Genomic DNA, 21,773 nt, shown 5'->3' with positions numbered 1-21,773 from the left:
GTAGCACCATCCAAAGAGACATCACGCCATGCCACTGAACCTCTCCGCTTCTTCCAGCCTTCCCAGCGACGCCGAGCGCGCCACCCTCGTCGGGCGCCTCTGGCAACCGGGCGTCGGCCCCGTGCTCGTGGGCGTGCACGACGGCAGCCTGTACGACCTGTCGAAGCTCGCGCCGACCATGAGCGACCTGCTCGAAGCCAAGGGATCGCCTGCAGAGGCCGTTCGCCGTGCGTTGCAGGGCGCGCCGCGCATCGCATCGCTCGACGAAGCCATTGCCAACAGCGACGAGAGCGTGCGCGACGCGGCCAAGCCCTGGCTGCTCGCGCCCTGCGACCTGCAGGCCATCAAGGCCAGCGGCGTGACCTTTGTTGCAAGCCTTCTGGAGCGCGTGATCGAGGAACAGGCGCGCGGCGATGCGTCGAAGGCCGAGGCCACGCGCGCGGCCATCGGCGGCGTGCTCGGCGACAACCTTGCCGACATCGTGCCCGGTTCACCCGAAGCGATGAAGGTCAAGGAAGTACTGATCGCGCAGGGCGTGTGGTCGCAGTACCTCGAGGTCGGTATCGGCCCCGACGCGGAGATCTTCACCAAGGCGCCGGTGCTTGCGGCCGTGGGCACCGGTGCCGACGTCGGCATCCATTCGGGCTCGGTGTGGAACAACCCCGAGCCCGAGGTCGTGCTCGCGGTGAACAGCCGCGGCGAAACGCTCGGTGCCGCACTGGGCAACGACGTCAACCTGCGCGACTTCGAAGGCCGCAGCGCGCTGCTGCTCGGCAAGGCGAAGGACAACAACGCGTCGTGCGCCATCGGTCCTTTCATCCGGCTGTTCGATGCGCACTTCGGCATCGACGACGTGCGGCGCATCACCGTTGCGCTGGAAGTGACGGGGCCCGAAGGCTTCACGCTGCAGGGATCGAGTTCGTTGTCGAAGATCAGCCGAGACCCGCTGGATCTTGTCTCGCAAACAACGGGAAAAAATCACGGTTACCCCGACGGATTCATGTTGTTTCTGGGAACCATGTTCGCTCCGACACAAGATCGTCACGGGCCCGGGCAAGGATTCACCCATGTCGTAGGCGACCGTGTGCGCATTGCCGCGCCGGAGCTGGGTGCATTGGTCAATCGCGTGGTTCATGCGGACCAGGCGCCGATGTGGACTTTCGGTATCAGTGCGTTGATGCGCAATTTGGGTGCGCGTGGGTTGCTGTCTTCGGAGTTGTAGGCGTTCTGTTTGATGTTTTCGAGAAGTTGTACTCCTTTGTGATTCAGAGACAGTACGTTGCACTCCGTTGTTGTTGACCACGCGTTGGCTTCCCCTCAAGATACCGAGCCTTAAGAATGGTTGAACAGGGAGTTGAGGTTGTCGCAAAGCGAGATCGAACTATTGCAGTCGCCTGTGGAAGGCCCGCATCCGTGCGGTGAAGACCTGGAGTACGACCCCGACTTCATGGCGTTGCAACAGGCAACGACAGGCAAGCGCGAGCAGCAGTTCGGCACGACCATCATTCCCGCCGAGCCGCCCGACTGGGCGCGCGTGGAGCGCATCGCCAGGCAGCTGTGCACGCGGACGCGAGACCTTCGCGTGCTGGTGCCGCTCACGCTGGCCTGGACCGAGAGCCGCGGCCTGCCCGGCTATGTCGAAGGCCTGCAGCTCGTCGATGCGGTACTGCAGAAATTCTGGGACGACGTGCATCCGCGTGTGATCGACGACGGCTTCGAAGATCCTCTGCCGCGCATGAACGCATTGGCCGCGCTGACCGAGGCCGAAGGGCTCGGGCGTAGCGTGCGCGATGCACGGCTGCTCGACGACGGTGGCGCATCCATGACCTTGCGGCAGGTCGAAGCGCTGCTCGATTCGAGCAAGACCGATCAGATCGACTACCCCGGCGGCATCGGCCGCCTGCGCGACGCCGCACGCCGCGCGCACGAGAAGGCGGCGCCGCCCGTGGTGGCATTGCGCGAGGCGCTCGAACTGCTGCAGCGCATTCGAGAGACCTCCGAACGTGCGCTCGGCCAGAGCTGGGCGCCCGACTTCTCGCGGCTCGAACGATCGCTGCGTACCGTGGTCCAGCTGTTGCCCGAACAGTCGCAGCCAGACCAGGCCGACCCCATTGCGTCCCACTCCACAGCGGGTACGCAGGCGAATGAGCAGTTGCAGCCGATGCCGAACGGTACTGCCGAAAATGTCGGCATAGGACTACGCGCCGTCCGCATTAAAGATATTGAAATATCCAGTCGTGATGATGTGCAAGTGCTGTTGGAGAAAGCCTGCCAGTACCTGGAGCGAACGGAGCCAAGCCATCCGTCGCCCATGCTGATACGTCGCGCACAGCGGCTGCTGGAGCTCAACTTCTTCCAGATCATCGAAGAACTCGTGCCCGAGGGATTGCAAAAAATAGAAAGCCTCGCGGGGCGTCCGCTCAACGGCGGGAGCGGCACGCAGTAAGAGGAAAAAGGCAAGGGTGCCGCGCGGCTGTGTGCCGGCGCGCGGCAGGGTGAGATCCGCACGCATTTCAGATTCAAGAGGACGCTTATGGCAGACAACCGTGTCAGGAACAGTGGTCAGAAGTTCATCGCGCGCAATCGCGCGCCGCGTGTGCAGATCGAGTACGACGTCGAGATCTATGGCAGCGAGCGCAAGATCCAGCTGCCGTTCGTGATGGGCGTCATCGCCGATCTCGCGGGCAAGCAGATCGACCCGATGCCCGATCTCGCCGAGCGCGAGTTCATGCCGGTGGACATCGACAACTTCGACGACCGCATGAAGTCCATCAAGCCGCGCGTCGCCTTCCAGGTGCCCAACACGCTCACCGGCGAGGGCCAGATGAACGTCGACATCACCTTCGACAGCATGGACGACTTCTCGCCCGCGCGCATCGCGCGGCAGGTGGACGCGCTGCAGCAACTGCTCGAAGCACGCACGGAGCTGTCCAACCTGCTGTCGTACATGGACGGCAAGAACGGTGCCGAGCAGCTCATCGCGCAGGCGCTGCAGAACCCGGCGCTGCTGAAGTCGCTGGCTTCCGCGCCCAACCCCGCGGTGGCCAAGGCCGTGGAAGCTGCCAATGAAAAGGTCGGCACCGCCACGCCCGGCAACTCTTCCGAATAAGCGCTCGCAGCAAGGACATCGCCACCATGAGTACCGCACCCAAGCAAGGCGCCGCCCGCGCACAGGCCACCGTCGAGGCGCTCGAGCCGAACGAGTTCTCCGACCTGCTGCAGCGCGAGTTCAAGCCCAAGACCGACCAGGCCCGCGAGGCGGTGGAAAACGCCGTCAAGACGCTCGCCGTGCAGGCGCTGGAGAACACGGTCACCATCTCCAACGACGCCTACCGCTCGGTGCAGGCCATCATCACCGAGATCGACCGCAAGCTGTCCGAGCAGATCAACCAGATCCTGCACCACGAAGACTTCCAGCAGCTCGAAGGCGCATGGCGCGGGCTGCACTACCTCGTCAACAACACCGAGACCGACGAGCAGCTGAAGATCCGCGTGATGTGCGCCTCCAAGCGGGAAGTCGCGCGCTCGCTCAAGCGCCACAAGGGCATCGGCTGGGACCAGAGCCCGCTGTTCAAGAAGATCTACGAGGCCGAGTACGGCCAGTTCGGCGGCGAGCCCTTCGGCGCGCTGATCGGCGACTTCCACTTCGACCACAGCCCGCCCGACGTCGAGATGCTCGGCGAAATGGCCAAGATCGCCGCCGCCGCGCATTGCCCATTCATCGCGGGCGCATCGCCCACGGTGATGCAGATGGATTCCTGGCAGGAACTCTCCAACCCGCGCGACCTGACCAAGATCTTCCAGAACACCGAGCACACGGCCTGGCGCTCGCTGCGCGATTCGGAAGACGCGCGCTACATCGGCCTGGCCATGCCGCGCTTCCTGGCGCGCCTGCCGTACGGTGCGCGCACCAACCCGGTCGATGAATTCGAGTTCGAGGAAGAGACCGACTCCGCCGCGCACAACCGCTACACCTGGGCCAACTCGGCCTATGCGATGGGCGTGAACATCAACCGCTCGTTCAAGCAGTACGGCTGGTGCACGTCCATCCGCGGCGTCGAATCGGGTGGCGCGGTCGAGAACCTTCCCACCCACACCTTCCCGACCGACGACGGCGGCGTGGACATGAAGTGCCCGACCGAGATCGCCATCAGCGACCGTCGCGAAGCCGAGCTGGCCAAGAACGGCTTCATGCCGCTGGTGCACCGCAAGAACTCCGACTTCGCGGCCTTCATCGGCGCGCAGTCATTGCAGCTGCCGGCCGAGTACTACGACGCCGACGCCACGGCCAACGCCAACCTTGCGGCGCGCCTGCCGTACCTGTTCGCTTGCTGCCGCTTCGCGCACTACCTGAAGTGCATCGTGCGCGACAAGATCGGTTCGTTCCGCGAGCGCGAGGACATGGAGCGCTGGCTCAACGACTGGATCATGAACTACGTCGACGGCAGTCCCGGCACCTCGTCGCAGGACACGAAGGCAATGAAGCCGCTGGCGGCGGCCGAGGTCCAGGTGGAAGCCATCGAGGACAACCCCGGCTACTACGCTGCCAAGTTTTTTCTCCGGCCGCACTATCAGCTCGAAGGGCTGACGGTGTCGTTGCGGCTGGTTTCGAAGCTGCCATCCAACAAGAAGGACAGCAGCTAATTCAACAGCGTCCCGAATCCGGGCGCAAATAACTTTGGGGGTTAATCATGGCAGTAGACATGTTCATGCGCGTCGAAGGTGCAAACGGCGAATCGAAGGATTCGAACCACAAGGACTGGACCGACATCAAGTCGTTTGCATGGGGAGCGACGCAGCCTGGAAACATGGTCAGCGGCGGTGGCGGTGGCGTGGGCAAGGCGAGCTTCAACGACCTGCAGGTGCTCGCGCGCATCGACAAGGCGGCGCCTTCGGTCATGAAGAACTGCGCCAGCGGCAAGCACCTGAGCAAGGTCGAGGTGTCGGTGTGCAAGGCCGGCGGCTCGCAGATCGAATACACGCGCGTCACGCTCGAAGAAGTGCTCGTCACCTCGGTGCAGTACACGGCCGAGCAGGGCTCCGACGCGGTGTTCGTGCAGTACGCCTTCCAGGCCGCGAAGGTGAAGCAGCAGTACTGGGAACAGACCGACAAGGGCGGCAAGGGCGCCGAGACGGTGCTGGGCTGGAACATCAAGGAAAACAAGGAAGCCTGATTTCCTTCGGCGGCCCGCGCGGCCGCCTTTTTCCCTTTCCCTCTTTCTCGCGCCACGGCCCTGCGCCGTGGTGCCGGTCAGTCAATGAGGACACTTCATGGGCGATGGGTTTGCAGTGCTTGGCGAACGTTCCGTGGCCGAGCACACCGAATGGGTACAGCGGCAGATCCGCGCCAATCCCCAGAACGCCAGCCTGCGGCTCGCCCTGTGCCACTTTCTTGCGCTGCGCGGTGAGTGGCAGCGGGCCGAAGACCAGCTCAAGCTCGCCACCAAGCTCGATCCCACGTTCACGCCCGCCAGCGTCACATGTTCGATGGCGCTCGCGGGGGAACGGCATCGCGCCGAATTCTGGGCCGGCGGACGCGCGCCGGCCATCGTCGGCGGCAACACGGAATGGGTGGAGCAGCTCGTTGCCGCCGCCGCCCTGCCGGCCGAGCGCGCCGAGGAGGCCGCGGCCCTGCGCGAGAGCGCGCGCCAGGACGCACCCGCATTGCGCGGCGCCCTGACCGGCGTCGACCGCTCCGACGCCCGCGCCGTACAGGCGCTCGACGGCGAGCCCGTGCAGCGCAGCGATTTCGAATGGCTGTGCGACGGCGACGTCCGCATCGGCCCCGTGCTGGAACTGCTCACGCCTTCGGGCTACGCATGGCTGCCGCTTCCCGAGGTACGCCGCATCAAGTTCTCGCGTCCCCAGCACCTGGTCGACCTGCTGTGGGCGCCGGCCGAGATCGAACTGCAGGACGGCCGCGCGCTCAACGGGCTGGTGCCCGTGCGCTACCCGGGCAGCCTCGAAGGGCTCGACGACGAGACCACGCTGGGCCGCCGCACCGACTGGCTGCCGCTGGCCGGCGAAGAACAATACGCGGGCGTCGGCCAGCGCACGCTGATCAGCGAGGCCGGCGACCATTCGCTGCTCGACCTGCGGCTGATCGAGATCACGCGCGAGGACGCCACCGCATGAGCGCATTGATGGACAACAGCATCGACGGCGAGTCGCAGGAAAGCGTTGCGCGCGACCGTCTCCAGCCCGTGCTGCTGGACCGCCTGACCGACAAGGCGCCGCAGAGCCGGCAGGAGCGCGCCGGCGCGTTCCTCATGAGCGGCAAGCTGCTGCGCGACTCGGTTCTGCGCGACCTGCAGTGGCTGCTCAACACCACCAACTTCGGTGCCGACCACGACATCAACGCCATGCCGCGCGCGCGCCGCTCGGTGGTGAACTACGGCGTGCGCGGCTGGGCCGGCGGGCGCATGTCGGAGGTCGACTTCGCCGATGTCGAGGCCGCCATCCGCGCCGCCATCATCGACTTCGAGCCGCGCATCATGAAGGACAGCATCGACGTACGCTGCGTGACCGACGCGACCGACCTCGAGCACCACAACCTGCTTGCGCTGGAGATCCGCGGCACGCTGTGGTCGGTGCCCTATCCGATCGAATTCATCCTGCGTTCCGAACTGGACCTGGAGAGCGGCCACATGGTGCTGCGGCCCACGGGAGGGTTGTGATGCAGTGGCTCTTGCCTTCTGTTCAAGAAACACCGTGGAACCGGCTTTGCCGGGCCACTGGTGTTGCCCCCGGTGAGGGGGGAGGCGTAGCGACACGAAGTGCGCGAAGCCTGGGGGTGAGCTACTGATGGATGCGCGGCTGCTGGATTACTACAACCGCGAGCTCACCTACATGCACGAGCTCGGGGCCGAGTTCGCGCAGCGCTATCCCAAGATCGCGGGCCGCCTGGGCATGCGCGGCATCGAGGTCAGCGACCCGTACGTCGAGCGCCTGCTCGAAGGCTTCAGCTTTCTCACCGCGCGCATCCAGCTCAAGATGGACGCGGAATTTCCGCGCTTCTCGCAGCGGCTGCTGGAGGTGGTGTACCCCAACTTCCTCGCGCCGCTGCCCGCGATGGCCGTGGTGCAGATCGACGGCAACCTCAACGAAGGCTCGCTGAAGGCCGGCTACGAGCTGCCGCGCCACACCATCCTGCGCGGGCGCATGATCAAGGGCGAGCAGACGGCTTGCGAGTTCCGCACCGGCCACGCCGTCACGCTGTGGCCCGTGCGCGTGGCCGAGGCCGGCATCGGCCCGGTGCCGGCGGAAATCGCTCATGCCATGCCGGCGGTTGCGCGCCAGGCGAAGAGCGCGCTCACCATCCGGCTCGAAGCGGTGGGCGGCGCGCGCTTCTCCGAGATGCCGCTGGAGCGGCTCGAGTTCTTCCTGTCGGGCGCCGAGCTGCATGCGCTGCGCGTGCTCGAACTCGTGGCGCACCATGCCGTGGGCACCGTATGCCGCAGCGGCCCGGGCAGCACCGCGCGCATCGTGCCGCTCGGCGACGATGCCATCCGCCACGAAGGCTTCGCGCCCGACCAGGCGCTGCTGCCCTACGACGCGCGCTCGTTCCAGGGCTACCGCCTGCTGCACGAGTACTTCGCCTTCCCCGACCGCTACCTGTTCTTCAGCGTCAACAAGCTGCGCGCGGCGGCACAGGCCATGGGCGGCAACACGATGGAAATCGTGATCCTGCTCGACCGCGCCGATGCCGACCTCGAGCGGCTGGTCGATGCCAGGCACTTCTCGCTGTTCTGCACGCCGATCATCAACCTCGTGCCGCGCCGCAGCGACCGCATTCCGGTCGGGCCTGGCCAGCACGAGCACCATGCGGTCATCGACCGCACGCGGCCGCGCGACTTCGAGATCTTCACCGTCGAGCGCGTGACCGGCCACATGGCCAACGGATCGGAAGAGCGCGAGTTCCGGCCCTTCCTGGGTTCGTTCGCGGCGGACGACGGCGACTTCGGCGCCTACTTCTCGCTGCGCCGCGAGCCGCGCCTGGTGTCGGACCGCGCCCGCGCACAGGGCACGCGCACCAGCTACACCGGCAGCGAGGTGTACGTGTCGCTGGTCGACCAGCATGACGCGCCGTTCCCGCACAGCCTGCGCCACATCACGCTCGACGCGCTGTGCACCAACCGCGACCTGCCGCTGCTGCTGCCGACCGGGCTGGAGTCCGATTTCACGCTGCGCGTGTCGGCGCCGGTGCGCTCGATACGCATCCTGCGCGGGCCGTCGCGACCCTATCCGGCGTTGGCCGAGGGCGCGCTCACCTGGCGGCTCATCAGCCATCTCGGCCTCAACTACCTGAGCCTGACCGACGTCGACGCGACGCAGGGTGCAGCCGCGCTGCGCGAGATGCTCGACCTTTATGGCAACCTGGCCGATCCGGCCGTGCGCCGGCAGATCCAGGGCGTGCGTTCGATGGCGCTGGCGCCGGTCTTCCGCCGCCTGCCCGAACCGGGGCCGATCGTGTTCGGGCGCGGCGTGGAGATCGCGCTGAAGATCGACGAGGTCGCGTTCTCCGGCGCGAGCCCGTACCTGTTCGGCGCGGTGCTGGAGCAGTTCTTCAGCCGCCACGTGTCGCTCAATGCATTCACCGAGTTCGCGCTGTCCAGCCTGCAGCGCGGAGAAATCGCGCGCTGGACCCCGCGCATCGGACGCCGCCCCGCCGTATGAGCGAAGAGGGCTTCACCGACGACGTGGGGGCCTTGCCGGTGCGGGACGGCGAGGCCGGGCAGGACTCGACCGATGTCTGCTACAGCGTCCCGCAGCCCCTGCAAGCCACGCCGGTGTCGCGCGGCCTGCCCGAGGCCGACCCCGAGCTCTGGGCGCAGCTGGTAGACCAGCCTTTCGGGCACGACCTGTTCATGCTGCTGCGCCGGCTCGATGCGCGCAGCGACCATCCGCTGCTTGGCCGCGCGCCGCGCCCCATCGACGAGCCGCTGCGCCTGGGGCAGGAACCCTCGATGGCTTTCGCGCCGTCGAACGTGGCGGGCGTCGATGCATCGCAGGACGGTCCGCCGCGCATCTCGATCTACGGCTTCGGCCTGTTCGGTCCCAACGGCCCGCTGCCGCTGCACATGACCGAGTACGCGCGCGAGCGCAAGCGCCACCATGCCGACGACACGCTGAGCGCGTTCGCCGACCTGTTCCATCACCGGCTCATCCTGCTGTTCTACCGGGCCTGGGCCGACGCGCAGTCGGTCAACAGCCTGGACCGCCCCGACGGCCACCGCTTCGTCGACTACGTCGCCAGCCTCATGAACATGGGGCAGCCGGGCCTCAAGGGGCGTGACCGCATCGCCGACCATGCGCGCACGTTCATGGCCGGCCACCTCGTGCGCCAGACGCGCAACCCCGAGGGCCTGATCCAGATCCTGCGGCTGTACTTCGACGTGCCCGTGCGCATCGAGGAATTCGTGAGCGACTGGGTGCGCATCGACGAGCGCCAGCTCAGCACGCTCGGCCACTCGGGCCGCAACCACAGGCTGGGCGGCGGCGCCACTGTCGGCATCGCGGTGCGCGATGCGCAGAGCAAGTTCCGCGTCGAGCTCGGCCCGCTGTCGCACCAGGAGTTCCAGGAGCTTCTGCCCGGCACCAGGCGCCTGCAGCAGGTGGTCGACTGGGTACGCCAGTACGTGGGCATCGAATTCGCGTGGGAGCTTCGGCTCCTGCTGCGCAAGCAGGACGCCCGCGGCATGCAGCTCGGCGGCGGGCAGCAACTCGGCTGGGGCAGCTGGCTCGGCACGCGCCTCCAGGACACCGACGCGGGCGACATGGTGTTCCAGCCCGAGGCATTGTTTTCCCGTTCCGCATCGGCGGCTCCCTCCGACTCAAGTTCATGACAGATATCCGACGCGTCTCGCTTTTCTCCAAGCTCAACCCGATGCTCTACAAGGCATTGGAAACCGCCACCGCCTTCGCCAAGCTGCGCGGCAACGCCTATGTCGAGCTGGTGCACTGGCTGCACCAGATACTGCAGCTGCAGGACAGCGACATGCTGCGCATCATCAAGCGCGCGGGCCTGAACCTCGACGCGGTCGAGAACGACCTGGTGCGCGCGCTCGACCGGCTGCCGCACGGCGCCACCTCGATCAGCGACATCTCGGAGCACGTCGACAACGCGGTCGAGCGCGCGTGGGTGTATGCGAGCCTGCGCTTCGAGGCCACATCCATCCGCGGCGCCTACCTGCTCGCGGGCATCATCAAGACGCCGGGGCTGCGGCAGGTGCTCTCGGGCATTTCGCGCGAATTCGACAAGATCGTGCCCGACGTGCTGGTGGCGCAACTCGCGGCGTGGACCGAAGGTTCGCCCGAAGACGACTACGACGCGGCCGCCGCGCAAGGCGTGCCGGCCGTGGCTTCGGCGAATGCGCACCAGGGCGATGGCGCGCAGGCCGGCGGCTCCGCGCTGGCCAAGTACGCGAGCGACCTCACGGCCAAGGCCCGCGCGGGCGAGCTAGATCCGGTGTACGGCCGCGACGACGAGATCCGCCAGATCATCGACATCCTCATGCGTCGGCGCCAGAACAATCCGCTGCTGACCGGCGAGGCCGGCGTCGGCAAGACGGCGGTGGTCGAGGGACTGGCCTCTCGCCTCGCGGCCGGCGACGTGCCGCCTTCGCTGAAGGACGTGTCGCTGTGGGTGCTCGACCCCACGCTGCTGCAGGCGGGCGCGGGCGTGAAGGGCGAGTTCGAGCAGCGGCTGCGGCAGGTGATCGACGAGGTCGAGAAGAGCCCGAAGCCCATCGTGCTGTTCGTCGACGAAGTGCACACGCTGGTGGGCGCGGGCGGCACCGCCGGCACCGGCGACGCGGCCAACCTGCTCAAGCCGGCGCTCGCGCGCGGGCGGCTGCGCACCATCGGCGCGACCACCTGGTCGGAGTACAAGAAATACATCGAGAAAGACCCGGCGCTCACGCGGCGCTTCCAGACCATCCAGGTGCACGAGCCGACCGAGCCGAAGGCGGTGGTGATGCTGCGCGGCATCTCGGCCGAGCTCGAGAAGCACCACGGCGTGCTCATCCTCGACGCCGCGCTCGAGGCGGCCGTGAGCCTGTCGCACCGCTACATCCCGGCGCGCCAGCTGCCCGACAAGGCGGTGAGCCTGCTCGACACGGCATGCGCGCGGGTGGCGCTGAGCCAGCATGCGCTGCCGGCCGCCATCGAAGACCTGCAACGCCGCATCGAGGTGCTGGGCATCGAGTCGGGCATTGCGGGGCGCGAGGCGGCCATCGGCGTGGGCGAGCACCAGCGCGTGGAAGACATCGCGGCGGAGGTGGCGGCGGCACAGGCCGAGCTTGCGCTGCTGGAGACGCGGCGCGTGGAAGAAAGTGCGTTGGTCGAGCGCATCGTGGCGCTGCGCAAGCAACTCTCGCCCGCGGCGGTGCCGGCGCAGGCCGACGACGCCCCGGGAGATGCCCAGGAAGATGCGCAGACGTCGGATGCCGAGCCCGCGATGACCGCGCAGGAGATCCGCGCCGAACTTGCCCAGGCGCAAGACAGGCTCGTGCAGCTGCAGGGCGAGTCGCCGCTCATTCTTGCGGCGGTCGATGCCCAGGCCATCGCCACCGTGGTGGCCGACTGGACCGGCATTCCCATCGGCCGCATGGTGCGCGACGACGCGCAGTCGGTGCTCAAGCTCGGCGAGATTCTCTCGGCCCGCGTGGTCGCGCAGCCCGATGCGCTGGAGACCATCTCGCGGCGCATCCGCACGGCGCGCGCGCGGCTGGACAACCCCAACAAGCCCGTCGGCGTGTTCCTGCTGTGCGGCCCCTCGGGCGTGGGCAAGACCGAGACCGCGTTGGCATTGTCGGAGGCGCTCTACGGCGGCGAGCAGAACCTCGTCACCATCAACATGAGCGAGTTCCAGGAGTCGCACACCGTCTCCACGCTCAAGGGCGCGCCTCCGGGCTACGTGGGCTACGGCGAAGGCGGCGTGCTCACCGAGGCCGTGCGGCGCAGGCCCTACAGCGTGGTGCTGCTCGACGAGATCGAGAAGGCGCACACCGACGTGCACGAGATCTTCTTCCAGGTGTTCGACAAGGGATGGATGGAAGACGGCGAAGGCCGGCACATCGACTTTCGCAACACCGTGATCATCATGACCTCCAACGTCGGCACCGACCTGGTCATGCAATTGTGCGAAGACCCCGCCCTGCGGCCCGACCCCGAGCCGCTGGCCGCCGCGCTGCGCGAGCCGCTGCTGAAGGTGTTCGCGCCCGCGCTGCTCGGCCGCCTGGTTGTAGTGCCTTATTACCCGTTGCACGCGGAAGCATTGCATCGCATCATCCGGCTTCAGCTCGATCGCATCGCTGCGCGCCTGCAGGCGAACCACGGCATTGCATTGGCCTACGACGACAGCGCGGTCGAACTGGTCGCAAGGCGCTGCACGGCCATTGAGTCGGGTGGCCGGATGATCGACGCGATCCTCACGCACACGATCCTCCCGCGGCTGAGCGAGGAAGTCATCGGCGCCACGGTCAGTGCGCGCAAGCTCGCCGCCGTGCGGCTGGGCGCGGCGGGAGACGACTTCCACTACGAATTTTCCGAACACTGAGCGAAGAAAGGGAGCACCGCATGGCCAGAGTCGTCACCGCACACACGCCGCTTCCACCGGACCAGCTGCTGTTCCGTTCGATGCACGGCAAGGAAGCGCTGTCGGAGCTCTTCGAGTTCGAAGTCGACCTGCTGAGCCCCAACACATCCGTCGACATGAAGGCGGTGCTCGGCAAGCCGCTCACGCTCGAGATCGTCACCATCGACGGGACGCCGCGCTATCTCAATGGGCAGATCACGCGCTTCACGATGATCGGGCGCGAAGAGAGCTCGTCGCGCTATGTGGTGTACCGGGCGCTCGTGCGGCCATGGCTCTGGTACCTCACGCGCACCAGCGACTGCAAGATCTTCCAGAACAAGTCGGTGGTCGACATCCTGGACGAAGTGCTCGGCGAGTACGGGTTCGCTTTCGAGAAGAAGCTCAGCGCCACCTACCGCCAGCGCGACTATTCGGTGCAGTACCAGGAGACCGACTTCGCCTTCGTGAGCCGGCTGATGGAACACGAAGGCATCTACTACTACTTCAGGCACGACGAGAACCAGCACACGCTGGTGCTGGCCGACGACATGGGTGCGCACGACACGCTGCCGGGCTATCCGCGCATCGGCTACCTCGCCAGCGATCGCGCGGGCGAGACGGGCCGCGAAGTCATCGACCAGTGGGAGGTGACCGAGGAGATCCGCCCCGGCACCTACGTGGTCGACGACTTCGACTTCAAGAAGCCCAAGGCCGACCTGCTCAACACGCGCAGCCAGCCGCGCGAGAACGACCACGGCCGCTACGAGATGTACGAGTGGCTCGGCGGCTACAGCGACGCGGGGCAGGGCGAGCACTACGCGCGCATCCGGCTCGAGGAAGCGCAGGCGCAGGCCGAAGTCGACACCGGCCACTGCAACGTGCGCGGCATGGCGCCCGGCTACCGCTTCGACATGCAGAACGCGCCGCGTGACGAGGACAACAAGGAATACCTGATCGTCTCGGTCACGTACAACCTGCGCGAGGGCGGCTATGCGACGGGCAGTCCCGACGGTTTCTACAGCTTCGACTTCGACGTGCAGCCCACGTCGTTTCCGTTCCGCGCGCCGCGCGTCACGCGGATGCCGACCACGCATGGCCCGCAGACCGCCACGGTCGTGGGCCCGCCCGGTGAAGACATCTGGATCGACAAGTACGGCCGCGTGAAGGTGCAGTTCCGCTGGGACCGCTACGGCCAGCGCAACGAGGACAGCTCATGCTGGGTGCGCGTGTCCAGCGCCTGGGCCGGTTCGAACTTCGGCGCGGTGAACCACCCGCGCGTGGGGCAGGAAGTGATCGTCGACTTCATCGCCGGTTGCCCCGACCGGCCGATCATCATCGGCCGTGTCTACAACGCCGACCAGATGCCGCCGCTCGAACTGCCGGCCAAGGCGACGGTCAGCGGCTTCATCAGCCGCACCATCAAGGGCGACGGCGAGCTGGCCAACCATTTCGTGATCGACGACGACCCCGGCAGCGAGTCGATCAAGATGCACGCGCAGAAGGACTTCAGCCTCAGCGTGGAGAACAACGAAACCCACACCGTGGACGGCACGCGCGACACGCTGATCGAAGGCGCGGACACCTACACGACCAACACCTCGCTCGACGAGACGGTCAACGGGCCGCACACGCTGACGGTGAACAAGGGCGGGCCGCAGACGATCACCGTCAACGGCGGCAACCAGTTCATCAAGGTGGATGGCGGCGACCAGCAGGTCGACGTCATCGGCAACCAGACCATCCATGTCACCGGAAAGCGCAAGGACACGGTCGACAGCGGTGAAGAGCGGATCATCGGTACCTCGCTCAAGGAAGACATCGCCGGTCCCCAGACCACCAAGGTGGTCGGCCTGTACACCGAGGAAACCAAGGGCAAGAAGGTGACGGTCGACGGCGACGAGGACTATCTCGTCAAGGGCGCGCAGAAGGTGCATGCGACCACCTCGCTGAAAGCGACGACCGATGGCCCCATGAACCTGGAGAGCACCGCGGCGGACATCACGGTCAAGTCGCCGACCAAGATCGTGCTGGATGCGCCCCATGTCGAGGACAAGTCCTCCAAGAAGGTGACCTTCACGGACTGGGGCATTGCCTTCAAGGGCTTCAACATGGGGATCAACGGGATCAACGTGAGCCTCAACGGCACTTCGCTGTTCGTGAACGGGCTGGTGACCAGCATTGCCGGGCTGAACCTGGGGTTCAATGCCTACTCGCTCACGGGCGCCATCAACAAGTTCGACGTGTATTCCTCCAGTGGTGCGATGGGCCTGTTCACCACCACCCAGACGGTTTTCACGGCGGACAACAGGGCGATGAAGATCGACTTGTCGCAGATCAAGGTGAACCCCAGGGGAATCACCGTCTATCTCTGAAACCGGGGCACGTGTTGGATCTTCTCGCCGTGTGGTTCACCAAGTACTGGTACCTGATCGTTCCCATCGCCGTCATCGCGCTGATCGTGTTCGTGCTGACCACGGTGGCCAAGCGCCAGGTCTTTCGCGTGATGGGCACGCAGAGCACGGTCAACCGCCAGGTGATGGGCACCGATCGCGCCGAGCGGGTGCTTCGTACCGGCCAGCCGGCCGTGGGCGTGGTGCTCGAGAGCCATGACACCGCCACGCGGGTCGAGCGCATCTACATCCTCGTGCGGCTCAAGCTGCAGGTGCAGCCCGGGGATGGATCGCCCGCCTACGAGACCGAACTGGTCGCCCCGATCAGCCCGGTGAAGATTGCCGACTTCGCGCCGGGGCGCTCCGTGAAGCTGCGCTTCGACCCGGTCTCGCGCGAGATCGCCATCGACCAGCCGGTGCGCTGAAGCGGGTGCGCTGCCGCCATGAAGACCATCAAGCCCTTCCGACTGAGCATCATCACGCGGCCCTTCCGACGGCAGCGGCGGGACTTCCTGGGCGTATCGGTCTTCGCCATGGCCAGCCTGGCGCCGGAGCCTTTGCTGATGCCCGACCAGGATCTCTGGAAGCTGGCGGCCGACGAGATCGGGCCGGGCAACGTGCTGGACATGGGCGTGCCGAAGATCGAGCCCGAGTGGCTGGTCAGCGGCTATGCGTACACGGCGCACCAGGACGACAAGACTCTGTGCGCGGCCCAGGCCGTCTTCCATGGCCAGGCCAAGTCGCTGCTGGTGAGCGGTGACCGCTACTGGCTCGACGGCCGGGCGACCGCCGCACAGCCGTTCGAGCGCCTGAGGCTGGATTGGGCACACGCCTATGGCGGACCGGGCGAGGCCGAAAACCCGGAAGGCATCGGCAGCTTCGATGAAGTGATCAACGGCGTCCGTACGCGCCGGCTTCCCAATGTCGAGTTGCCCGGCGCGCGCCAGGACACACCCGGGCGGCGCGTAGCGGCCGCGGGCTTCGGCGCGGTGCCCCCCGATCGGCCGCAGCGGCTCGGGCTGATGGGGCGCGCCTACGACCAGCAGTGGCTGCAGCACGACTACCCCGGTTTCGCCGATGACATGGACTGGCGCTACTTCAATGCCGCGCCCGCCGACCAGCGCTTGCCCGGCCAGAGCGAACTGCCGCCGGGCGCCGCCTACGAACTGTGGAACATGCACCCGCGGCAGCCGGTGATGCGCGGCCAGCTGCCCGATTGGCAGGCGCGCTGTTTCGCCAGCTTCCAGAAAGACGGCGGTGCGCTGTCGGAGATCGCGCTGCGCCTGAGCACGGCCTGGTTTTTTCCGCACGCCGAGCGGGTCATCCTGGTCTGGCACGGCGCATCGCCCATCGCGGAAGACGACGCGGCCGACGTCAAGCACATCATGCCCGCGCTCGAGTTGCGCGGACAGCCGCGGCCGGTCGCCCACTACCAGCAGGTGCTGCAGCAGCGCATCGACCCAGCCAAGGCGGTGCTGGTCCTGCGCGACAGCGACCTGGTGCCCAAGGAGGTCATGGGGCCGTGGGCAGGCGAGCAGATGCCCGATATCGCCTCGCTCCCGATGGTGCGCAACCTGCGCGCGGGCCGTCAGCGCGAGCGCGAACGCCTGCGCGCCCGTCTGCTGGAACAGGGCCTGGATCCCGAACGCTATCTGCCGCCCCTGGCCGAGCCGGACCTGCAGCCACCGGCCTCCATCGACGATCTGCCCGATTTCGCCGAAAAAGCCGATCGGGCCTTCGAGCAGATGCGCCAGACGGCGCTCGCCCGCGGCGCCGAGGGCCGCGCCCAGGCCGTCGCGCAGGGCATGCCGGCTGCCGCCCATCCCGATGTCGACATCCCGCCGCTGTCGCAGATGGATCCGCGCGAGCTGTCCGGCGAGATCAAGGCGAGCATCGACAAGGCCATGGCCGAGGTGGCTTCGCGGACCGGCAAGCCTGTGCAGCGCCGATTCGACCCGGACAGCCTGCTGCGCGACCTCGCGCGCATGGAGGAAGACGCGGCGCGCGAGCGCCCGACACCCCGTACCGCCGAGGAAGCCGCCGAAAGCGCGCGGCTGCGCGAACAGGCCGGGCGCAGCGTGCGCCTGGGCCACCTCCATGGCGCGCACCTGCTCGAGCCGGCGCCGCCGGCCAGCAGCTTGCGCTCCAGGCGGCTGCGGCGGCGCCTCGAGGCCGCGGCCAGCGGCGAGCGTCGTTTCGCGGGCATGAACTTCGTCGGCGCCAATCTCTCGGGCATGGATCTGCGAGGCGCCGACTTCACCGGAGCGAACCTCGAAGACGTCGACTTCAGCGACGCGCGGCTCGATGGCTGCAACTTCACGCGCGCGGTGCTCGCGCGCGCGCGGCTGGTCCGGGCTTCGCTCACCGATGCGCGGCTGGACGAGGCCAACCTGGGTGGGGCGCAATGCGAAGGCGTGAACTTCACGGGCGCGAGCTTCGTGAACACGCGATGCAACAAGACCGTTTTTCGCTCCTGCGTGCTTGCGCGTGCCGCGTTCGACCAGGCCGACCTGTTTGAAAGCGAATGGGCGCGCTGCGATGCGCGCGGCTCCCGGTGGGAGCAGATGGCGATGGTCAAGCTGGCACTGGAAGACATCGCTTTCGACGACGCCGCGTTCAAGCAGGTGAGCTGGATCGAGTGCCGCTTCAAGGGGGCATCCTTCGTGCGAGCCTCGCTGGAGGCCTGTGCTTTCGTCACCGTCGATGCGCACGAGGGCGTCGATTTCACCGAGGCCAGCTTCGTCACCTGTTCCTTCGTGCATGGCTGCAGCCTGGTGCAGGCCGTGTTCCGCGCCGCTTCGCTGCGGCAGTGCGGCCTGCGCGGCGCCATATTGGTCGGCGCCGATCTCGCGGGGGCGCGGCTCGAAGGCTGCGACTTCTCCGAATGCGACCTGCGGCGCGCGCGGCTGGAGGCATTGCATGCCGGCGAGAGCCTGTTCATTCGCGCGGACCTGCGCGAAGCCTCGCTGCGCGGTGCCAGCCTCATCGACGCCAATCTTTCGAAGGCCGATCTGCGCTTTGCCAGCCTGCAGGACGCCAATCTGTTCCGCGCCGACGTGTCGCAGGCCGCCATCGACGGCTCGACCACCTTCATCGGCGCCTACACCCAGGGCGCCAAGACCTTGCCCGCGAGAAAGACTGAGCCGGTTCGATGAAAGTCGAGGAACTTCTGGACAAGATCCGGCATGGCGAACCGGTGGTGGGGGCGAGTTTCGCGGGCCAGGATCTCGGCGGCATCGACTTGTCGGGCGCCCAGCTGGAGCGTGTCGACCTGAGCCGCGCGAATCTGCGCGGTGCCAGCCTCGACGACAGTGCGCTGACGCAATGCAATCTCGACCAGGCCGACCTGTCGGCCGCCAGCCTGAAGGGCGCGCGCGTGTTCCGGTGCCGGCTGGAGGCCGCGCAGCTCGGGCGCGTGTTCATGCAGGACACCAACTTCTTCGAATCCTCGCTGGGCCGCGCGGATTTCGGGAACGCGCAACTGGAGCGCGTGGCTTTCACCCGGTGCGAGCTCGGGCATGCTGTGCTGAAGCCGAGCATCTGCGATCAGATCGTCGTCACCGAATCAACGGTCGACCAGCTCGACTGCCGTGGGGCACGGCTGTTGCACCTGATGTTCTTCCGCATGGATCTGCGCACGGTGCAGTTCGCCCAGGCCCAATGCGACGGTTCGATCCTGATGGAGTGCAATCTCGAAGGTCAGCGCCTGCAGCACACGGCCTTCCTGCGCTGCCAGTTCACCGACAGCGCGATGGCGGCCGTCGATTTCAGCCGCGCCGTGCTCACGCAGAGCAACTTCAAGGGCGCCACGCTGACCAGGGCGAACTTCAGCGGCGCGGATGCCGCCCAGGCCATGTTCCCCGAGGCCGATCTGCGTGAAGCGAATTGCAGCGACGCCGTGTTCGATCAGTCGATCTGGGCCGACGCCAAGCTCGAGGGAGCCGATTTCAGCCGCTCGCGCCTGCCACTGAGCGTGTTCCATCGCGCAAAGGCAGGCAATGCCGGCTTCCGCGAGGCGGACCTGCATGACGCCGATTTTTCCTATGCCGATCTGCACGGCGCGGATCTGCGCGATGCGCGCTTTCTGCGCACCCGCTTTCATCGCGCAGAGCGCACGGGTGCGCGTTTCTCGGGCAGCGGCGGCATCGTCGAAAACGATCCGGAGCTGTTCAGGGCTCAGGAGATCCAGCATCCGGGCTGATGTCGCCAAGCCTGCACGTTCCACTGTTCATCCATCAAACAAGGAGATCTCCATGCCAGTTGTCTCACTGCGCAAAGCCTCGAAGCTGACGGCTCCGGTCCATTTCCAGGGGGTGGTCACCGCATTGCTGCCGGACGGGCGCGTCACCGTCGACGACGAGGACGGTGCCGCCTGGATCTGCCGTCGCGCGGCCAGCTGCCTGCTCAAGCCGGCCAGCGGCGACACCGTGCTGGTGTCCGGTCCCGACAGCGCGCGCGCCTACCTGATCGCCGTGATCGAGCAGGCCGACGCGTCATCGAGCTGCATCGAGGCGGCGGGCGATGTCACCTTCGCGCCCAGCGGCAACGGCCGTGTGACCATCGCGAGCGCTTCGGAGCTCAGGCTTCGCGCGGAGAAACGCTTCGTGCTCAAGACGGAGGAGGGCGAGTGCGAAATCGGCGAACTGCGGCTGGTCACGCGCTCTGTGCAGGCGGCGGCCGGAAGCGTCCGGCTGGTCGGCAAGGTCTTCGAGACCGTGGCCGACCGCATCGTGCAAATGGCGCGCCAGACGCTGCGCCTGACGGATGAAGTCGACCAGGTGCGAGCCGGCCACATGGACTACAAGGCCGGCGAGACGGTGCGCATCCACGGCCACCACACGGTGGTCACCGGCCAGGAGCTGGTGAAAGTGGACGCGGCCCAGATCCACATGGGCTAGGCAAGGAGGTACCAGATGTTTGCCAACTGTCAGCTCATGGGGATGGACATGGCGTTCCCCGACGTCTGCAAGTCGCCGGTGCCCATTCCATACCCGAACATGGCATTGGGGCCGATGGCCATTCCGAATGCCTGGAACATCCTCTTCATGGCGATGCCGGCGCACAACATGGCGACGACCACGCCGATCACCCTGGGGGACCAGCCCGGGGTGCTGGGCGGGGTCGTGTCCCAGACGTTCATGCAGCAATCGCGGCATGTGACGGGCGCATTCACGGTGCTTCTCAAGGGTACGCCGGCCACGCGGGTCACCAGCATCACGGTGCAGAACCGTTGCAACATCGTCGGCATGCGCGTCGTGCCGAGCCAGTTCAAGGTGCTGATGCTGGCGCCCTGAAGGCGCATCGATTCAGACCGGCCCCGCCAGCGTGACCTGCTGCGGAAAGCCCACCCACACGGCCAGCGCGGAGTAGTTGTCCTGCGTCTCGTCGGCCTTGGCCTCGGCCGCGCGGCGCAGCAGCGCGAGCCATTCTTCGGCGCTGTCGGCCAGTTGCAGCGAGCGCTCCATCACCTGCTGGGAGATCAGCTGCCAGAGCCCGTCGGTGCACAGCAGGAACGCGTCGCCGTCGGCCAGGCGCTGCGTCGCGGTGATGGTGGCCTCGGCCGCGGCGCGCGCGCCGAGCGCGCGGTACAGCAGATTGGTCTTCACCAGGCGCTCGCCGCCGTGGTGCTGGCTCGCGGCGGCGTCGCCCGAGCGTTCCGACAGGCTGTGGTCTTCGGTGCGCTGCATCAGCGCGCCGCGGCGGAACCAGTAGAGGCGGCTGTCGCCCACGTGGGCCCAGCAGGCCTGGTTGCTCGCGCGGTCGACGAACAGCGAAACGAAGGTCGCGCTCATGCGGCTGCGGTCGGCCAGTTCGCGCTGCTTCGCGAGGATGGCGTCGTTCGCCGCCTTCACGCAGCGCTGGATGTTGCCGGCGGCCAAAGAAGGGTCGTCGACGAAGGTGTCGAGCGCGGTGTCGACCGCGATGCGCGAGGCCAGCTCGCCGCCCGCGTTGCCGCCCACGCCGTCGCTCACCACGAAGCAGCCGTTGCGCTCGTCGAGGTGGTAGCCGATGGCGTCCTGGTTGCCGCTGCGCTCGCCCACGCAGGAGAACTGCGAGGTCGAGATCGGCACGGCGAAGGACGACGAGGAAGAGCGGGCGGCTTCAACCACGGCGCGCCTCCTTCAGCCGTTCCATCTCCTTGTCGTAGGCCTGCTGGAAGGCGCGGCCGAACACGGCCTGGAAATCGTCCTCCACGGCCGACGTGGTCTCGGCATGCAGCGCCTGCAGCTGGCGCCACAGGCGCGCCTCGCGGCCGCCGGGCAGCAACTTCTCGCCGATGCCGCCGTCGTGCGGCGTGTCGCGGCTGAGCGCCGCGGGATCGAAGCGCTGCAGCAGCGTGAGCAGCGCGGCACGCATGCCGGCGACCATGCCGAGCTGGTGCGACTGCAGGTCGCCGAGCGCGTCGTGCACGGCGGCCTCGGGCGGCAGGAAGCCGGGCATGCGCGCGCCGAACATCTGCATCAGCACCGCGCGGCCGTTGGGCAGGATCTTGAACGGGTTGTTCTCCTCGTCCACGATCATCGTGATCTCGGCGCGGACCTCGCGCTTGAGCATGGCGCGCGATGACAGCAGCTCGATGGTGCCGTCGGTGAAGGCCCGCATGATGCGGCCCAGGCGCTGCATGGCCTCGATGTCGAGCGGCTGCTGGCCGGCGATCTCGGGCACGCCCGCGCCTTCGAGGAAAGCCTTGAAGAGGGCTTCGGACGAAGAGTCGGCAGTGGGTGCAGTGGGTGCAGGGGGTTGCGGCTGCGGTGGTGGCGTGGCCGGTGCGGCGACCACTGGCGGTGGCGCGGGAGGCGGTGGAG

Annotated in this window: 18 protein-coding genes; 16 read left to right on the top strand and 2 right to left on the bottom strand. The window is 67.2% G+C overall.

The window, feature by feature from the left end:
• The first annotated feature begins 28 nt into the window (after nt 1–28).
• The 16 genes from AC1RVW_RS23580 to AC1RVW_RS23505 all read left to right on the top strand — a co-directional run bounded on the left by AC1RVW_RS23580 (nt 29) and on the right by AC1RVW_RS23505 (nt 20,261).
• The gene (locus tag AC1RVW_RS23580; RefSeq protein WP_081268107.1) at nt 29–1,222 is read left to right on the top strand and encodes a fumarylacetoacetate hydrolase family protein; all 1,194 of its coding nucleotides are present in this window, start codon (nt 29–31) and stop codon (nt 1,220–1,222) included.
• Between the two features lie 132 nt (nt 1,223–1,354).
• A complete protein-coding gene (gene tssA / locus AC1RVW_RS23575) occupies nt 1,355–2,446 on the top strand; it encodes a type VI secretion system protein TssA (RefSeq protein WP_106936139.1) in 1,092 nt (363 codons plus the stop codon).
• An 87-nt stretch (nt 2,447–2,533) separates the two neighbouring features.
• A complete protein-coding gene (gene tssB / locus AC1RVW_RS23570) occupies nt 2,534–3,109 on the top strand; it encodes a type VI secretion system contractile sheath small subunit (protein ID WP_081268109.1) in 576 nt (191 codons plus the stop codon).
• A gap of 26 nt (nt 3,110–3,135) precedes the next feature.
• Complete coding sequence (gene tssC / locus AC1RVW_RS23565; protein ID WP_081268110.1) at nt 3,136–4,644, top strand: type VI secretion system contractile sheath large subunit; 1,509 nt, start codon at nt 3,136–3,138, stop codon at nt 4,642–4,644.
• Nucleotides 4,645–4,691: 47 nt separating this feature from the next.
• A complete protein-coding gene (locus tag AC1RVW_RS23560) occupies nt 4,692–5,174 on the top strand; it encodes an Hcp family type VI secretion system effector (protein ID WP_081268111.1) in 483 nt (160 codons plus the stop codon).
• Nucleotides 5,175–5,271: 97 nt separating this feature from the next.
• Complete coding sequence (locus AC1RVW_RS23555) at nt 5,272–6,135, top strand: type VI secretion system accessory protein TagJ (protein WP_409194625.1); 864 nt, start codon at nt 5,272–5,274, stop codon at nt 6,133–6,135.
• Nucleotides 6,132–6,677, top strand: a complete 546-nt coding sequence (gene tssE / locus AC1RVW_RS23550) for a type VI secretion system baseplate subunit TssE (RefSeq protein ID WP_106936137.1) — start codon at nt 6,132–6,134, stop codon at nt 6,675–6,677. Before AC1RVW_RS23555 ends, tssE begins: the two co-directional genes overlap by 4 nt.
• Nucleotides 6,678–6,804: 127 nt before the next feature.
• Nucleotides 6,805–8,676 (top strand): type VI secretion system baseplate subunit TssF, encoded by a 1,872-nt coding sequence (gene tssF, locus AC1RVW_RS23545; RefSeq protein ID WP_081268114.1) that lies wholly within the window; start codon nt 6,805–6,807, stop codon nt 8,674–8,676.
• A complete protein-coding gene (gene tssG / locus AC1RVW_RS23540; RefSeq protein ID WP_106936136.1) occupies nt 8,673–9,845 on the top strand; it encodes a type VI secretion system baseplate subunit TssG in 1,173 nt (390 codons plus the stop codon). The genes tssF and tssG overlap by 4 nt, the downstream gene beginning before the upstream one ends.
• Complete coding sequence (gene tssH, locus AC1RVW_RS23535; RefSeq protein ID WP_285411676.1) at nt 9,842–12,559, top strand: type VI secretion system ATPase TssH; 2,718 nt, start codon at nt 9,842–9,844, stop codon at nt 12,557–12,559. The genes tssG and tssH overlap by 4 nt, the downstream gene beginning before the upstream one ends.
• 20 nt (nt 12,560–12,579) lie before the next feature.
• Nucleotides 12,580–14,949 carry a type VI secretion system Vgr family protein gene (locus AC1RVW_RS23530; RefSeq protein ID WP_493202852.1) on the top strand — a complete coding sequence of 790 codons (2,370 nt, stop codon included), beginning with the start codon at nt 12,580–12,582 and terminating at the stop codon, nt 14,947–14,949.
• Between the two features lie 11 nt (nt 14,950–14,960).
• Nucleotides 14,961–15,392 carry a hypothetical protein gene (locus AC1RVW_RS23525; protein ID WP_159053675.1) on the top strand — a complete coding sequence of 144 codons (432 nt, stop codon included), beginning with the start codon at nt 14,961–14,963 and terminating at the stop codon, nt 15,390–15,392.
• 18 nt (nt 15,393–15,410) lie between these two features.
• Entirely contained in the window at nt 15,411–18,122 is a 2,712-nt protein-coding gene (locus AC1RVW_RS23520) for a DUF2169 domain-containing protein (protein WP_493202850.1), read from the top strand.
• A complete protein-coding gene (locus AC1RVW_RS23515) occupies nt 18,119–19,168 on the top strand; it encodes a pentapeptide repeat-containing protein (protein WP_493202848.1) in 1,050 nt (349 codons plus the stop codon). The genes AC1RVW_RS23520 and AC1RVW_RS23515 overlap by 4 nt, the downstream gene beginning before the upstream one ends.
• Before the next feature lie 52 nt (nt 19,169–19,220).
• Complete coding sequence (locus tag AC1RVW_RS23510) at nt 19,221–19,865, top strand: DUF3540 domain-containing protein (protein WP_493202847.1); 645 nt, start codon at nt 19,221–19,223, stop codon at nt 19,863–19,865.
• Nucleotides 19,866–19,880: 15 nt separating this feature from the next.
• Nucleotides 19,881–20,261 (top strand): DUF4150 domain-containing protein, encoded by a 381-nt coding sequence (locus tag AC1RVW_RS23505; protein WP_106936129.1) that lies wholly within the window; start codon nt 19,881–19,883, stop codon nt 20,259–20,261.
• A gap of 12 nt (nt 20,262–20,273) precedes the next feature.
• On the opposite strand, the gene AC1RVW_RS23500 is transcribed toward AC1RVW_RS23505, so the two are convergent.
• A complete protein-coding gene (locus AC1RVW_RS23500) occupies nt 20,274–21,077 on the bottom strand; it encodes a PP2C family protein-serine/threonine phosphatase (RefSeq protein ID WP_106936128.1) in 804 nt (267 codons plus the stop codon).
• Nucleotides 21,070–21,773 (bottom strand): type VI secretion system-associated FHA domain protein TagH (gene tagH, locus AC1RVW_RS23495; protein WP_493202844.1); only part of this gene is annotated, 704 nt, incomplete at its 5' end. The genes tagH and AC1RVW_RS23500, both read right to left, overlap by 8 nt.

This window comes from Variovorax sp. MPBD4-3, assembly GCF_058809745.1.
The sequence above is the reverse complement of the archived record's forward strand: the minus strand, read 5'-3'. Positions and strand labels throughout refer to the sequence as shown.